The sequence below is a fragment of the uncultured Veillonella sp. genome (assembly GCF_934190855.1).
In the GTDB taxonomy this organism is placed as follows: domain Bacteria; phylum Bacillota; class Negativicutes; order Veillonellales; family Veillonellaceae; genus Veillonella.
In genome coordinates this window covers 27,170-43,426 of the sequence record NZ_CAKPTN010000001.1, presented here as the reverse complement: position 1 = coordinate 43,426, position 16,257 = coordinate 27,170, and the positions used below count along the sequence as shown (strand labels likewise).

14 protein-coding genes are annotated in these 16,257 nt (G+C 38.6%); 4 read left to right on the top strand and 10 right to left on the bottom strand.

What is annotated here, in order from left to right:
- Window positions 1-176: 176 nt before the first annotated feature.
- The 3 genes from Q0F90_RS00205 to Q0F90_RS00195 all read right to left on the bottom strand — a co-directional run bounded on the left by Q0F90_RS00205 (window position 177) and on the right by Q0F90_RS00195 (window position 2,674).
- A complete protein-coding gene (locus Q0F90_RS00205) occupies window positions 177-890 on the bottom strand; it encodes a hypothetical protein (RefSeq protein ID WP_296001865.1) in 714 nt (237 codons plus the stop codon).
- A 78-nt stretch (window positions 891-968) separates the two neighbouring features.
- Complete coding sequence (locus Q0F90_RS00200; RefSeq protein WP_296001862.1) at window positions 969-1,601, bottom strand: hypothetical protein; 633 nt, start codon at window positions 1,599-1,601, stop codon at window positions 969-971.
- Between the two features lie 137 nt (window positions 1,602-1,738).
- Window positions 1,739-2,674, bottom strand: coding sequence for a DUF3829 domain-containing protein (locus tag Q0F90_RS00195; protein ID WP_296001860.1), 936 nt, complete (start codon window positions 2,672-2,674; stop codon window positions 1,739-1,741).
- A gap of 301 nt (window positions 2,675-2,975) precedes the next feature.
- Here Q0F90_RS00195 and Q0F90_RS00190 point away from each other — a divergent pair, with 301 nt between their 5' ends.
- Window positions 2,976-3,281: a hypothetical protein gene (locus tag Q0F90_RS00190; RefSeq protein WP_009352284.1), complete on the top strand. Its 306-nt coding sequence runs from the start codon at window positions 2,976-2,978 to the stop codon at window positions 3,279-3,281.
- A 70-nt stretch (window positions 3,282-3,351) separates the two neighbouring features.
- On the opposite strand, the gene Q0F90_RS00185 is transcribed toward Q0F90_RS00190, so the two are convergent.
- The 6 genes from Q0F90_RS00185 to Q0F90_RS00160 all read right to left on the bottom strand — a co-directional run bounded on the left by Q0F90_RS00185 (window position 3,352) and on the right by Q0F90_RS00160 (window position 10,318).
- Entirely contained in the window at window positions 3,352-4,257 is a 906-nt protein-coding gene (locus tag Q0F90_RS00185; protein ID WP_296001856.1) for a DUF3829 domain-containing protein, read from the bottom strand.
- A 137-nt stretch (window positions 4,258-4,394) separates the two neighbouring features.
- The gene (locus Q0F90_RS00180; protein WP_296001851.1) at window positions 4,395-5,171 is read right to left on the bottom strand and encodes an HAD family hydrolase; all 777 of its coding nucleotides are present in this window, start codon (window positions 5,169-5,171) and stop codon (window positions 4,395-4,397) included.
- 8 nt (window positions 5,172-5,179) lie between these two features.
- Window positions 5,180-5,416: a DUF1653 domain-containing protein gene (locus Q0F90_RS00175; RefSeq protein ID WP_296001850.1), complete on the bottom strand. Its 237-nt coding sequence runs from the start codon at window positions 5,414-5,416 to the stop codon at window positions 5,180-5,182.
- A gap of 223 nt (window positions 5,417-5,639) precedes the next feature.
- Window positions 5,640-6,716 carry an iron-containing alcohol dehydrogenase family protein gene (locus Q0F90_RS00170; protein WP_296001847.1) on the bottom strand — a complete coding sequence of 359 codons (1,077 nt, stop codon included), beginning with the start codon at window positions 6,714-6,716 and terminating at the stop codon, window positions 5,640-5,642.
- A 135-nt stretch (window positions 6,717-6,851) separates the two neighbouring features.
- Window positions 6,852-8,183, bottom strand: coding sequence for a branched-chain amino acid transport system II carrier protein (gene brnQ / locus Q0F90_RS00165; RefSeq protein ID WP_296001844.1), 1,332 nt, complete (start codon window positions 8,181-8,183; stop codon window positions 6,852-6,854).
- A gap of 131 nt (window positions 8,184-8,314) precedes the next feature.
- Window positions 8,315-10,318 (bottom strand): molybdopterin-dependent oxidoreductase, encoded by a 2,004-nt coding sequence (locus Q0F90_RS00160; RefSeq protein WP_296001841.1) that lies wholly within the window; start codon window positions 10,316-10,318, stop codon window positions 8,315-8,317.
- Between the two features lie 585 nt (window positions 10,319-10,903).
- Between Q0F90_RS00160 and Q0F90_RS00155 the strand changes: the two genes are divergently transcribed.
- Window positions 10,904-12,043, top strand: coding sequence for an Ldh family oxidoreductase (locus tag Q0F90_RS00155; RefSeq protein ID WP_009352449.1), 1,140 nt, complete (start codon window positions 10,904-10,906; stop codon window positions 12,041-12,043).
- A 296-nt stretch (window positions 12,044-12,339) separates the two neighbouring features.
- Complete coding sequence (locus tag Q0F90_RS00150; RefSeq protein WP_296001838.1) at window positions 12,340-13,977, top strand: L-lactate permease; 1,638 nt, start codon at window positions 12,340-12,342, stop codon at window positions 13,975-13,977.
- Between the two features lie 61 nt (window positions 13,978-14,038).
- On the opposite strand, the gene Q0F90_RS00145 is transcribed toward Q0F90_RS00150, so the two are convergent.
- Entirely contained in the window at window positions 14,039-14,323 is a 285-nt protein-coding gene (locus Q0F90_RS00145) for a PepSY domain-containing protein (RefSeq protein WP_296001836.1), read from the bottom strand.
- Between the two features lie 371 nt (window positions 14,324-14,694).
- Here Q0F90_RS00145 and Q0F90_RS00140 point away from each other — a divergent pair, with 371 nt between their 5' ends.
- Complete coding sequence (locus tag Q0F90_RS00140; protein WP_296001834.1) at window positions 14,695-15,882, top strand: multidrug effflux MFS transporter; 1,188 nt, start codon at window positions 14,695-14,697, stop codon at window positions 15,880-15,882.
- Window positions 15,883-16,257: the final 375 nt, after the last annotated feature.

Sequence of the window (16,257 nt, the reverse complement as noted above, 5' to 3'; positions counted from 1 at the left end):
AGCGGCTCTTTTTTAGTATATCATATTACACTCGTATTGAAAGCCAAAATATTCTAAAAAATCATTAAATTTTACTAGAATATTTTGACCTATAAAATATCTCTACTATACAAATTTAATAACAAACTTAGTTCATAGAGTATTTCAATACATGGAAAGCAAAATACATTCAATATTTATTTAATAAGATTTTTGCGTTCTTTACTACCTTTAGGTTTTACCTTTAACTTGATAGCCTTACCAGTTTCATCGTAAGTGGCTTCAATTATTTTATCATTTTCCAAGCCGCCCCCATCAGAGTCAATTTGATTTACAAAGTAGAAGAATTTTTGGCTTTTTGGCCCCCAACCCATACCAGCTTTAGTAATAAAGCCTGTATAGGTATCTTTCAACTCAGGATTGGATTGAGCTTCTTTTTTGAAGGTCTCAATAACAGTGGCCATCATATCTGGATTTAAATTGTCGATGGAGTAGAATGTTTGAGCAATATCGTTCTTGCCTGGACCAACTACGTCAACAGGAGCCCCATCAGACCAAGTTTGCTTTTCAAAATCATATTGATAACGTAACAACTCAGTAGTCCCTGGTTTTACTACGTCAATCTTAAAGGTCTTCTGATCAAAAGTCATATCCCCAGAAACTTGAATTGGAGCAGTTTTTAATTCACCGCGCTCTTTCAACTTATTAATAGCAGTTTTCCAAGTATCGGCTTTAGAAATTTTATCTGTAAGAGCCACATTATTGGAACGGTCCTGTGCCAACGCCTCTTGTTGAGCCTTTTCAAATCTAGCCTGTTTATCCTCTTTAGACTCGCCACAGCCAGCTGCAACGAATAAACTCATAGATAATACACCGGCCATCAAACAACGGGCCCATAATTTCTTATTCATAATTATCTCCTTAACACCAAAAACAATTGTATGCATAACATACAAATAGATAATAAATAAACTACTTATTTAAACCGTTCATTCTCCTAAATACTCTTTATATAATTTAGGATATGCTTCCTTAAATTCCATGGGGCGATAAATTTTTCCGAACACCAATGCATCAGGATTACCCTTCTCATTAGGATCCCGCTCATTGACATAGACTACTTCATCAAAAGGCTCATCAAGGCCATAACGGAAGGGATATTTCCCACGACGTGCAATATAAATATCAGAATGAGTCGTCATAGGACCTACATACACATCATCGCCAATAGATGTCGTTACTTCACCATGTTGCACATTGCCAACCTTGCCGTCTCCATATTGGACATACCAAATGGCATACGTCGTTTCCGTCGGATTCAAAATGGACTTCATATCGTATTGAGAAACGGTAAAGGTTTTACTTTCACCTTTCGGCGTAACCAGTGTATGAGACCCCTCTTTCAAATCAATTTCCTTAACGCTGTGCGCATCCACAGTATAGCTTGTGCCATCCAATGTGAAAGTAACACTAGCATCGGTAGGATTATCTACATAGGTAGTGCCTTTATAAATAATTTCATCTAGCACGGATTTAAAAGCTTGATATCTACCGCAACCTGTAATGAGCAACAAAGACATTAATAAGGTAAAAATACCAAATAATTTTACGAACCGTTTCATTGGCTCTCCTCATATACAAATTAGTTTTTATTGTACAAATCATAATTATGGAGAAGTATGCACTGCCATTAAGCCGTATACTTCATACTATAAAGAGAGTCTCTCGTAAAACGAGAGGCTCTCTTATAAAAGCGATATTATTTTTTCTTACCGTCAAAATCATCTGGTTTAATGCGGTTATAAGAATCAATGTAACTATTATATTGTTGAATCATACGATTAAGGTTACGATCTTGGTATTTGTCGTTAGGATCAACCATTACTTGACGAATAGCACCAACAGTATCATTGAAGTTACGAACTAAAGAGTCTTTATGGGAGTCTTTTGAATCTATGCCATTAAGCAACCCTTGAATTTCGCCAATTTCTTTTTCGATAGCAGCTTTATCAGGGTTAGTGTACGTTGCTTGTACTTTTTCAACTAAATCTGTCAAACGAAGAGTTGCTTCCATAACGGCAGCATAGTTTTTGTAACCATCTTTCTTCATTTGTTCCATTTTCTTTTTATTTTTCTCTTTGTTTGCTGTATTGATAACTTCACCTAGCTTATCATAAGCAGGCTTGAATTTTTCTACAGCTGCTACGTATTTAGCTGCTAACTCATTACCTTTAGCCTTGCCATCATTAAGATATGCTTTAGAATCAGTATAGGATTGAAGTTCTTTATAAACAGGTACTAACTCATCCAATATAGCTAATACATTATCGCGCTCAGCATCAACTTCTTTGTATGTATTGCCTTCTTCTTTACTTTTCAGTAAACCTTTTTGTAAGCTTTCAAATCTAGGCTGAGCACTAATAGCATGCTCATCGAAACCAGCTTTCAACTTAGCAAGGTTTTCAGCATGTTGTTTGCACCAAGTTACGTTGTTTCCATTAAATTCATTTGTTGCTTTAATCAGTTCATTAAATGCCTTATTTAGTTTTTCATCAGACTTAGAATCTGTAACAGAGGATACTGCAGAGGATACTTTATCTGCTGCCTTATCACTGCCGCAACCAGAAACGAATAAACCTGTTGTTAAAGCACCTACACACAATAAGGTGGAAATTAACTTACGTTTAGAGCTCATAATCATTCTCCTATACAAACACAATAGTATAATCATCTTTTATTATACCAACTTATAAAACGTTTCCCTATGAATTAAGTATGAACTTTATCATGCTTTCATACTAAAAATGCAAATAAGCCTATTTTTAACACCGTAATATTCCAATCTTGCAAATTCTAACTAATCTACTTGACTACAACGCTCAAAACAATGTATATAATTCGTTATGTACTTATTTTTATGCAGCCATAGATGAGAGAGAATTCTTTATTATTGGTAATCATTACGCTGCTGTAGTTATTGTCAAAGGAGAGAAACTATGGACGATATTTTATCACTCTTGACCTTTATTTTCTTCTACACCATTTTTAGTTGTATCTTTACGTTCTTCTTAATCTTAATGGTTCGTGCCATTATGCGTCGTTCTCTACGCCGTGAACAAACTACAGAAAAGGTACTACGCAATACATTTAACGCAGTAAAAACAATGTATTTTGTTATTTTCCTACTCTTTAGTGGCATCCCAGGTGCGATTATGTACTGGTTAAAATTCCGTACGCCTATGATGGAAGAAGTTCGCCAAAACATGATCCAACGCGGTTACGATGTAAGTGACTTAAAATAATATAAACAAAAAAACAGAGCCCCTCCAGGAGCTCTGTTTTTTTACCCTTACGTACTCGTTAGCTATTCGATTATTTAGCGTCGAATTGGTCTGGAGTTGTGCTGTTATACGTATCAATATAACCATTGAAACCTTCAATCATGTTGTTAAGGTTGTTGTCGCTTGGATCAGCTAGCACTTGACGTACTTCACCAACAACGGAGTTGTAACGATCAGCAAGCACTTGACCACGGTCGTTGTTTATGCTCTTAAGCAATGCTTCAATTTCGGAAAGTTCTTTTTCAACAGCTGCTTTATCAGCATTTTGAGGAGCTTTTTCCAATTTATCCACAAGCTCAGTTAAGCGAAGCGTAGATTCCATTGCTGCCGCATAACCTTTTTTACCGTCTTTTTTCAATTTTTCGATTTGTTTTTTGCTTTGTTCCGCATTAACTTTATTTAGAGTTTCGTTGAACTTCGCATAAGCAGCATCGAATTTTTCTACTGCCGCTACATATTTAGCAGCAAGGTCTTTACCTTTAGCGCCGCCATCGTTCATGTAAGCTTTAGAATCATCATAAGCTGTCAACTCTTTATATACCGGCACTAATTCATTAAGAATGTTCAATACATTGTCGCGCTCTGCATCAACTTCTTTGAATGTGGAACCTTCTTTTTTAGCTTTTTCTAAATCTGCTTGTAATCTGTCAAAGTGAGGTTGGTTAGTAATAGCACCTTCTGCGAAGCCGCCTTTTAATTTAGCCAAACCTTCTGCTTGGAATTGAGCAAATGAAACATTGTCACTGTTGAAGCGGTTAGTTGCATCAATAAGTGTGTTAAGCTTTGCAACTGCTTTTTCATCGCCACCGTCAACTACGGAGGATACTACGGAACCAATACCGCCCGCTTTATCACTACCGCAACCAGAAACGAATAAGCCTGCAGTCAAAGCCGCTACACAAAGTACAGTGGAAAATAATCTACGTTTGTTGTTCATGACTTCTCTCTCCTATTTACACACGAGTATAGAACTAAAGGCATTATACTAATTATGCCACACTAATTTCGTAGCTACAGCTACAATAATTAAACATTTATATAAATCTCACTTTAATTAAGGGAATTAACTATACATCAGTCGATCCACTTAAAATGTTTACACGCATTATAAATGCCGTCCTTATCGCAATCTGTAGTGATATAGTCCGCTTTTGCTTTTAATTCAGGACGCGCATTCCCCATCGCAATATTAAGCCATTCCGGTCTAAACATGGACAAATCATTATAGCCATCGCCAAATACAACAGCTTGATTCGGTTTCATTCCAAAATGTTCAAGCATATTGCGAATCCCTAAGGCCTTTTCCATTGGCTCATACAAAACACAGCCTTCGCCATAGCGGATCAGCTTGTGCGTCATATGTTCAATATCTTTCTCCTCTTCTTCCCCTTCTTTAAAGAACACGTAGATCTTATAAAACTCTTCAACATTATGAAAGTCAAAATTAGGGTCTACAGTCGTTTTAAATACATCCCAATTGGGATTCCACTCCAAGATCTCCTTGTACGGTGTAATGCGACCTAATTTATTGCGGTCCGTAACAGCCCAAGGAATATTATGAGATTCTAAATATTCTAAGTATTTAATACACGCGTCGCGATCCATGCCAATCATGGACACCAATTCATTATTAACGGTAATACTATGACCACCGTCCGCTACAAAATCGGTAAGCCCTGCTTGTTCCGCAAAGCGTTTAGCATCTACTTGAATACGACCTGTTGCTAATGCTACACGATGACCACGGCGTTTCAATTCATCCAAGCAGTATTGCGCGCTTTCAGGGATTTTGCCTTCAGGCCATACAGCTAGGGTATTATCGATATCGAAAAAGAAAAACTTTTGCTCCACAGGCCCTCCTAGTCACGTCCACTCATCAATTTAAACCGCTCTTTTTGCTCTACATAGGGATATTTTTCCCGATCTACATCACTTACAAACATCTCTAAGGGACGTATGTACATGTCACGTTCATCATAGAGCTTTTGATATACTACAAATTTCTCACCCGTTTCCGAATGAGTCGCTACGTCTAATACGTAATAATACATCCCCTTAAAATGACGATATAAACCGCCTTTTACAATATCACTCATGAACAACCTCTTTATATCAATCTAAAACAGTAGTTAATTTTACTAGACTTAATGTATCTAAATATCCATTATCAACGCATCATTACGTAACAATATTGAAAAAATATAGGTCCGAATTAATCATAAAAACAATGAGTTACAACCTAAACGGATAATAAAAACGTAAAATACTCTAACTATTATTATATAACTATTAAAGGGTAAATTCACGATAATCTAGTAATTAACATTCTATAGTTTCCATATAACGAATGGCCTCTGCCAACATATCAGTCGTAATCTCGTATGGTGATACTACTACATCGCGAACAGATACTGCTTTCTCCACGATTTGTGGAATATGAGATTCATCGAGTCCCATTTGTGAAAGCTTCGTAGGCCAGCCGATTGCACGATATACAGGCAACCAACGTTTTAACTGGTCTAATTGTTTATCTACAATAAAGAGAATTAACAAACCATAAGCCACCATTTCACCGTGTAAATGATTTTTTTCGGTTTCTTCATTTGTAGCACAGCCGTAGCAAATAGCATGCGCAATGATGCTGTTATAATCGCCAGGCATACAGCCAGACACGATACCTGTCGTAAAGATTACGGTCATCACCATCAAATCAAAGGCTTCACTACGGTGTTTAATTTCGTTATCCTTATAAGCCTGTAAACCATGCTCAAAGATCGGTTCACTACACATAGAGGATAATACAAGACCTAGTTGCGTATTGTACACTTGCTCACGATTACGTGCAGACATCAAGGTTTCGTAATGCTTGGCAATAGTATCGCCCATGCCCGCCCATAAGTAGCGGCTAGGAGCCTCCACTAAAATATCTGCATCAATAAAGCAATGTACTGGCGGATGATTTACAAAGGCAATGCCGTCAAAGTTATGATCTGCCGTATATACGGCGGCCGCTTCAGATGTAGCGGCACAGGTAGATGCAATAGTAGGAATGGTAAAGAATGGTTTATCATCTAGTTCTACCGCTACTACTTTCACCGTATCGATAGCCTTGCCGCCGCCTACAGCAAATAGAAAGTCTGCAGCTTTCACAGAATCCATGGCTGCGATTTCCTTGCCTCGAGCAAAGGTGCATTCACCACCAAATGGAATAATATCTAATACATTAATACCTGCCTTATCTAGTACGGGCTGAATATGAGGCATAGCCTTAGATAGTGCGGTCTCACCACCTATGATGGCTACTGTACGACCGTATAATTTTGTAAATTGTGGAATGGCGTCAAATACATCGTGACCGCCAAAGCTATAACTAGGTAAACAATGAGTGCTGCGCATAATAATCTCCTTTATATACTATATATGTATTATAGAAACTCCGACCTATAAAAGCAATTTTAGGCGGCAACTTTTATAGCACAAAAAAGGTTCTATACTTTCAACAAAGATGAAAGCATAGAACCTTTACTATTATTATTTATTTTCGGACACAAGACCTTTATGGATAAGACCTACAACGAAGCCTAATACCGCAAAGCTCACCCAGCCCATACCAGCAGCCTGGAATGGAATGTATTGAGTGAAGAGCTGTTCCAATGCAGCAGGTGCAATGCCTGCCGTTTCAAGACCAGTCATAAGAGCAGAGATCATTGTGAAAGCCATTGTCCATGCATATACGCAACGACGACCACCGAACATATTGTTAACAAGTGCTAACAAAATGATTACAATCGTTAACGGATACAAGAGCATCAACACTGGAATCGCAGCACTGATGATTGTTTTCAAGCCAAACATGCTAAGACCAAAGGCCGCAACGGAGAAGATGACTACATATAATTTATAGCTAATCTTCGGAGTCAACTTATGGAAGTACGTACCACAAGAAGTAATAAGACCGATACTCGTGGACAAGCAAGCCAAGAGAACGATGATAGCCAAGATGATTTGACCGAAATCACCAAACAAGTAGTTCGCACTTACGGACAATACAGGAGCACCTGTATCGAATAAACCGAAGCGATCTACACTTGTAGCACCGATATTCGCAATAAACACGTATACGATACCGAGAAGGGCTACCGCGATAGCACCTACCTCCATTACTGTTTTTGTAATCACCGCACGAGATGTAGCACCACTAAGACGTACAAAGTCGATGACTAGAATAGCAAATACTACAGAAGCCAACGCATCCATCGTATTATAGCCGTCCAAGAAACCTTGTAACACAGCTGTTGGCGCATCACCATAAGCAGGTTGTGGCACTGCATAGCCCCCAAGTGGAGTCATAAAAGATTTAATAATTAACAACAGAATTACAAGTAGTAATGCTGGTGTCAAAATATTACCGATACGATTAACGAGCTTTTGTGGGCTAATGGACAGCCATAAGGAAACACCAAAGAATAATGCCAAGAAAATTGGTTCCATATTCATGCTTAAACCTTCAGTAAAAGGTTTAATTGCAATTTCATAAGCTACAGTACCAGTACGTGGCGTCGCAAACATTGGACCGATACTCAAGTAAAGAGAAATTGTGTACAACAAGCCATAAAACGGATGAACACGGCTTGCCAGTTCTTCAACATCTTTACAGGAGGAGTAACCCATCGCTGCTACACCTAACAATGGAAGGCCTACACCTGTTAATACAAAGCCGAGCAAAGCCCAACCTACATTACTACCAGCTTGTTGACCTAAGGCCGCTGGGAAGATCAAATTCCCTGCCCCAAAGAATAGGGCGAATAACATCATGCCTATGGCCAAATAGGCACGGGTCGACAAATTGTCGTTACCATTCATAAATGTAACCCCCTTTAGGTTATATAAAAATAATATTACCATTATAATCTAAAGGGGGTTAGGTATACAAGAAAAATATCCTTACTATTCCATATCGGCATAGCATTATTCCCGCAAGTAAAGGGATTTAACTAGGAATTTTTTCTAATATGAACTTGTACATCATAGAAAGTGCTGCCCCAACCTTGATCAGTTGGGCGATTTGCCGTAAGTGCATTGATAGCAACTTTAGTGTCACTAGATTGTGATTGCCACCATACACCAAGGGAAACTAATGTGCCCTGTTGCACCTCATCATCATAATAAGCTTTTATATTTACACGACCACGGTCGTTATAGATTTCTACTTCATCCCCATCACTAATGTCATATAATTTTGCATCTTCTGGATGGATACGAAGTTTCATCAATTCCGGATCATCAAAATCAAGTTCACAGAAGCTAGAATCTAAAATACGAATATCATTACCATTGATAAGCCAAAACGGTGCATTATCACCATATGGTGGCAGATATCGAATGAGTGGCTCCACATCATGAGGATTATAAAGCTCAATTTTGCCAGATGGCGTTTTAAAATCCATCTTGTAATTGTCAGGCACAGTCATCTCTACCGGCTCACCACTAAGAATCAAATCTTGGTCTTCTTTAGATATACGACTAGAAGTACGCACAATGTGATCTATCAATTCTCGTTCACTATGATTGAAGAATTCATCATCAAGACCCATCCGTTTTGCTAACTCTGCAATGACTTGCCAATTGGAACGAGATTCACCGATGGGATCAATCAATTTATAACCTGTTCCAATCGTATAGTGACCATAAGAATTGTAAATATCATCATGCTCTACAGAGGTAGTAGCAGGCAAAATAATGTCAGCATACTTACAAGTATCCGTAAAGAAACGCTCGTGTACCACAGTGAATAAGTCATCGCGCATTAGACCTCTGCGTACAACATTCTGGTCAGGCGCTGTAATGGCAGGATTCGAAGAGAACACATATAAACTATGGACTTTAGTCCCTTCAGGATTTGTAAGCATTTCACCAAGCTTAATCATCGGCATCAATCGTTTAGCTGGCGCATGGACATGAGCCTGTTGCATCACATCTTTACCAACGAACTTACTACCACTAGCACTCGATAGCAAACCACCACCAAGGTGCTGCCACGCACCTACAACAGCCGGCAAAGCATTGACTGCTCGACATGTCATAGCACCATTGCCATAGCGAGACAACCCACTACCGAGGCGAATAAATGGAGCCTTAGCTTTAGCATAAGCATGAGCAAACTCAGTCATACGCTCTACAGAAACACCACAAATTTCAGATGCTTTCTCTGGCGTAAAGTCATGCAACGTTTGCTCTACTAGCTGCTCATATCCTTGTACATGTTGATTGATAAAATCCATATCCGCCAAGCCATCACGATGAATGATATGAAGCATGCCTAATGCTAGTGCTCCATCACTACCGGGTTTCACAATAATCTGTTCATGAGCTTGACTAAAGGTATATGTTTTATGGGTATCAATAATCCAAACTCGAGTCCCATTCTTTTTAGCAATATTTACATCATGTAAGATATGAAGATCTGTAGCCGTCGCATTAATGCCCCACAATACAATTAAATCACTATGTTGGGCCTCTTGTGGCTTAATAGCTAAGGTGTCACCATAAACAGATCGAAACCCCGCTTGTTTCGCAGGCGAGCAAATACCTCTATCTTGATCGGTAGCACCTATTCGACGAAAGAAATAATCTCCTGCAGGGCTTTGAATAACACCCATTGTTCCGGCGTAGGAATAGCGCAAAATGCTTTCACTACCATAGATGTCAATAGTGTGCTTGAAATTATTTACTATTGTATCTAGCGCTTCATCCCAACTAATACGTACATATTGGTCTTCACCAACACCTTTTTTACCAATGCGCTTCATAGGATATTCTAAACGCAATGGAGAATGGATGACCTTTTCGTAGTGCACCATTTTAGGACATAATGTGCCTCGGGTAAAAGCATGGTCCTTATTACCGCGAACCGACACTACTTTATTATTTTCAACACTTACGATTAGCCCACATGCATCAGGACAATCATAGGGACAAACAGACTTATATTCTTTCACAAATAAGCACCTCGCTTATAAATCATATAAACTATAGGATGTATATTTATATTATATTATAGTATGACCTGTATATGTGTAATCTTTTTTACATCTTTTAATTTTAAAGAAAACATGAAGACAAAGAATTTTCTGTATATCAATACATTCAGTTATCACATTCATTTTATCACCTCATCAATTATTTTGATATATAAACCTTAACATTTCAAGTTTTATCGATATCTATCCATTATCATTCTTCCTATTAACCTGAACAGTTATACTAATAAGGTCTATAAAAATACTCTAAATCTACAAAAAAATCATGCAACAATGACTAAAAGTCATAACCATGTAATTTTAGGTATAATCAGCTTTTCTACTTATACACTATAGAATATGTGATTAAAATCACCCGTACGTATGCGTATTTAGTAATGTCATTCAGACTGCAAGACTATTCAATCTCACTTCTTTCTGTGCTATACTGACAGTGTCATTTGAGAGGATATAGAGCTACCCAGAGAGTCATGTAATTTTCATGATTCCTTTAAACTGTAGTTGCTATATCAGGTACATATTTTCTGAAAAGAGGTTTTAACGATGGCAGACGCAAAAAACACTGTGTTATTCCCTTATGAAACACTAAAAAAATTGAGCATGGACGCTTTCCAAAAATTCGGTTTCTCCGAAAAAGAAGCTGACATCATCCAAGACGTACTTTTGACTTCCGACTTGTTCGGTATTCAAAGCCATGGTATGCAACGTATGGTTCGTTACCACAAAGGTATCACTAATGGCTTGATCAAAATCGACGCAAAACCTGAAATCGTAAAAGAAACTCCAATTTCCGCAGTTATCGACGGTCATGACGGCATGGGCCAAATCTTGGGTCATATGGCTATGGAAATGGCTATCGAAAAAGCTAAAAAATCCGGTGTTGGTATCGTATCCGTACGTAACTCCAACCACTATGGTATCGCTGGTTACTATGCTAAAATGGCTTCCGACCAAGGCTTAATTGGTTTCTCTTGTACAAACTCCGAAGCAATCATGGTTCCTACATATGCTCGTCAAGCTATGCTTGGTTCCAACCCTATCGCTTGGACTGTACCTGCTGATCCTGTTGACTTCTTCTTCGATTGCTCCACTACAGTAGTAACTCGTGGTAAACTTGAAATGTACAACAAAATGGGCAAAGCTACTCCAGATGGCTGGGCTGTTAATAAAGACGGCGTTCCTTCCACTGATGCAGCTGAAGTATTGGGCAACATCTCCCGTCATGAAGGCGGCGGTATCCTTCCTTTAGGTGGTGCTACAGAAGTTCTTGGCGGCCACAAAGGTTATGGTAACGGTATGATTGCTGAATTATTCTCCTCCATCTTGTCTCAAGGCGGTACTTCCAACAAATGTATGGTTGGCGGTAAATCCAACATCTGCCACGGCTTCATGGCTATCAATCCTGAATTCTTCGGTGACCCTGCTGAAATCAAAAAACACTTCTCTCAATTCTTACAAGAATTACGCGAAGCTCCTAAAGCTGCTGGTCAAGACCGCATCTATACTCATGGCGAAAAAGAACATGAATCCGTTGAAAAAGTTAAAGCTGAAGGCATCCCTGTACTTAACGGTACAATGCTTGAAGTTCAAGACCTTTGCAACGAATTAGGTCTAGACTTCAAATCCTACTTCGGCGATTATGTACCAGAAGCTCCTGCTACAATGTTCAAAGGTAACTACTAATACCTGAACTTAGTAATGGCCCTAACAAGGACTTGTAGTTAGTACAGAAAGGGGACATAAACACTGTTTATGTCCCCTCTCTTATATTTCTAACCTCATAACTTATGAGGTTAAAAATTTTTAAGTACTACATCAATTTTTGCGATAAGTATATCTGTTATTTTATTGTAACTTTACATTTTAACTGAACTTTTACAACTTAATATAATAGCGATTTACTCATCAATTTATTTGATTAAACTACATCGTCCTGTTGAGCATATATTTTTGTTTTTCTTGAAAGGATGATTTTAGAAATGAGTGCTATCACCGTTCTATTAGCGCTATCTCCAATCATTTGGTTGATCGTAGCGTTATCCATCTTGAAATTACCTGCATGGCAAGCAACAAGTGTTGCTGCAATCGGTTCTTTCATCATCGCTATTACAGCATTCCAAGCTGACCCATTCATTATGGTCACTGGTGCCCTTGAAGGTGCCGCTTTGGCAATTTGGCCAATCCTATTAGTTATTACAGCTGCTATCTTCGTTTATAACTTGGTAGTATACACGAAAGCAATGGAAACTATTAAAACAATGCTTTCTTCTGTAACATCTGATACTCGTGTACTTGCATTGTTACTTGCATGGGGCTTCGGTGCCTTCATGGAAGGTATGGCTGGCTTTGGTACTGCCGTTGCAATTCCTGCAGCTATGATGGTTGCCGTAGGTTTCGACCCACTTAAATCTATCATTGCATGTCTCGTTGCTAACTCCGTACCAACAACATTCGGCTCTATCGGTATCCCAACTACTACGTTGGCATCCTTAACAAGCCTTGATCCAAGCCACTTGGGTACATTCATTTCCGTTCAATTATTCTTACTTAACCTAATTGCTCCGTTCTTCGTTGTTATGATCATCGGTGGCGGTTTCAAAGCGTTAAAAGGCGTATTCCTTGTAACATTACTTTCTGGTTTAGCATTGGCTGTTCCTGAAATTGTAATCAATGCTGTAATGGGTCCTGAATTATCCGTAATTTCTGCATCCATCGTAATTATGGCAGTTATCATTGGCTGTGCAAAAATTATGCCTCCTAATGATCCTGAATACGCAGTTAAACAAACTGGCGAAGCTCCTAAAGTTTCCGGTGGCGAAGGTCTTGTAGCGGCTATGCCATTCATCTTGATCTTCGTATTATTGTTATTAACTTCCAAATTGTTCCCTGCAATCAATGGTCCACTTGCGTCCATTAAAACATCTGTACCTATTTACCAAGGTCCTGGTGCAAAACCTTACACATTCGTATGGATTGCAACTCCTGGTATCATGATCTTCATCGCTGGTATTGTTGGCGGTTTCATCCAAAAAGCAAAAGCTGGCGAAATCTTCGGTACATTGGGTTCCACAGTTAAAAACTTGAAATTCACATACCTTACAATCATCACAGTTGTTATGACAGCTAAATTGATGACATACTCTGGTATGACTGCAGATATTGCGAAAGCAATGGTTGCTGGTACAGGTTCCTTGTACCCTCTATTCGCTCCTATCGTAGGTGCGTTGGGTGCCTTCTTGACTGGTTCCGGTACAAACTCCAACGTATTGTTTGGTCCACTTCAAATCGCAGCAGCTCAAGGCTTAGATCCTACAAACTGGGAAGACCTTGGCTTCTGGTTAGCAGCTGTTAACTCCGGTGCAGCTGGTATCGGTAAAATGTTGTCTCCACAATCTATCGCGATTTCCATTGGTGCCGTAGGTCCTGCTTTGAAAGCATACCTCGAAAACCACAAAGAAATCAGTGCTGATGAAGCTCATAAATTAGAGCATGAAATCGAAGCAAGCGTTATCATGAACACTGCATTCAAATACTTCATCGTATTCATCGTAATGCATGGTTGCATCTCCTTCTTCGGTCAACATTTCATCCACCAAATTCACAGTATCTTCTTCTAAGATATTGCTAATAAGGTAAACAAAAAGAACAGCTCAGAAATGAGCTGTTCTTTTTTTATTATTAGTAAGATTTGCGTTCCACTTCCCATTTAGTGAAAGTACCAGTATCTGCATCGATTTCGAAGTCATATTCATAACCATTGTAATGAATTTCGCCTTCATACTCTAAGCGACCACGATCATAGTCACGATTAAACTCAGTTACATTTGCAATTGTTGCACCTGGAACACGAGCCAATGCACTTTGCACAGCCTCGTCAGAGCTGATAGCCTCTACAGATGTGAATGCTGCAGTACCAATAACAGCAACTGCTGCCAATACTAATGTTTTTATAAATTTGTTCATACTAAACTCCTATATACGATAAACGACCAATTACATTGACATTTTCCTATTCCATCAACCTTTATAGTTTAATCTATAAAACACGATATATCAAACGCAAAGATTTGATATCATATTCTATAGTGAACACTTTCAATTTATTATACTACCACCTTATATATCAAAGTTTCCAATATATTAATCTATAAAACTTATATTTAAGCTTAATGTTGTTTACCTCTCAGCTAGAAAAAACTTTTACAAAAAAATCTATAGAATTTATGTTTTAATCGTGTTACAATACTTCTTGTTAAAACGAAAAAATTAAATGCAGTCTGCGAAGTGCGATTCGCAGGCTTTTTTATTCCCTATTTTAAATACAGGAGGTGTCTATGACACAGGAAAGTTCAACCAAGGTCTCCTTTCTCATGGTGGTTTTTCTCGGTCTATTAACGGCTATTACACCCCTTGCCACAGATCTGTATTTGCCAGCATTACCAATTATGCCTGGCGAACTGAACACAACAGCATCTAATATTCAAATGACCATAGGTGTTATGACCTTTGGCGTTGCCTTAGGACAATTATTTGGGGGCCCCATAAGCGATACCATGGGACGTAAAATGCCACTTATAGTAGGTAATCTACTTTGCGTTGTCTCTAGCATTATCTGCGCCTATGCTCCTAGTATCGAAATACTATTACTAGGTCGATTTCTACAAGGCTTAACAGGATCTATAGGGGTAGTTATATCTAAAGCTATCGCTCGAGACTTTGCGTCTGGTCAAGAACTAACTAAACTATTTGCATTGCTCATGATGGTCAATGGCCTCGCACCTGTAATTGCACCTTTAGTAGGTGGCCAACTACTTCTCTTCACTACATGGCGCGTTATCTTTATAATCTTAGCTGTATTCTCTGCAATTCTATTGGTAGGTTCTCTTGTTTTCCGTGAAAGTTTACCAAAAGAAAAGCGTATAGCTGGTGGCATTGCATCGGCAACCAAAAACTATATTACACTCATTAAAGATAAACCATTTTTAGGACAATCTTTAATTCAATTCTTTGCTTTTGGTGCATTCTTTGCGTATATCTCCGGTTCTTCCTTTGTATACCAAAATATTTTTCAACTTTCAGCCCAAGAATTTAGTTATCTTTTTGGTATCAATAGCTGCGGTATCATCTTAGCCAGTGCTATTAGCGGACGAGCAAGTAATGTAGTAACATCTCGTCAACTACTTACATTCAGTCTATGGCAACTTACAATTGGGTCCTTACTATTCTTAATTGCCATGATTTTTGAATGGTCCCTCATTCCTGTAACAACCATCCTATTCTTTACCGTATGTACCGTATCCCTATTCGGTTCCGCCTCTTTCTCTATGGCGATGACTAAATACGGAAAAATGGCCGGCAGTGCCTCTGCCATACTAGGCTTTGCCAGCATGTTTGCGGCAGGTATTGTATCTCCACTCGTTGGTATTGGTGGGGAATATACAGGTATTCCCATGGGGATAACAATGCTAGTATGTGCAGCGCTTTCCTTATTGTGTTTATATGGTTTGGTTGAAAAAGAATAATCTCTTTTAAACATTTGTGTGAGCCCTACAATGGGGCCCCGCTACAATAGAATAAATTTTAGTATAAAAACAGCGTTACCTTCTTCTTGCTCAGTACGTCACTTCGTTCCGTAAAATCGCTTCGAAAAAGGTAACGCTATTTTTATTAATTTTTGCTATGAAGATGTCCCATTGTAGGGCTATCATACCATATCTAAAAATAGATTAACTCTTATTCCTCACAAACACTTTAAGCACAATAACGGAAAGCCTCTGTCCAACTGATTGTACGGAAAAGAACACAGACCTCTCTGCAGCGATTTTACGGAACGTAGTGACGTACTGAGCCAAGAGAGGGCTGTATTTTTTCTATACTAATAATATGCAGTTGTATCC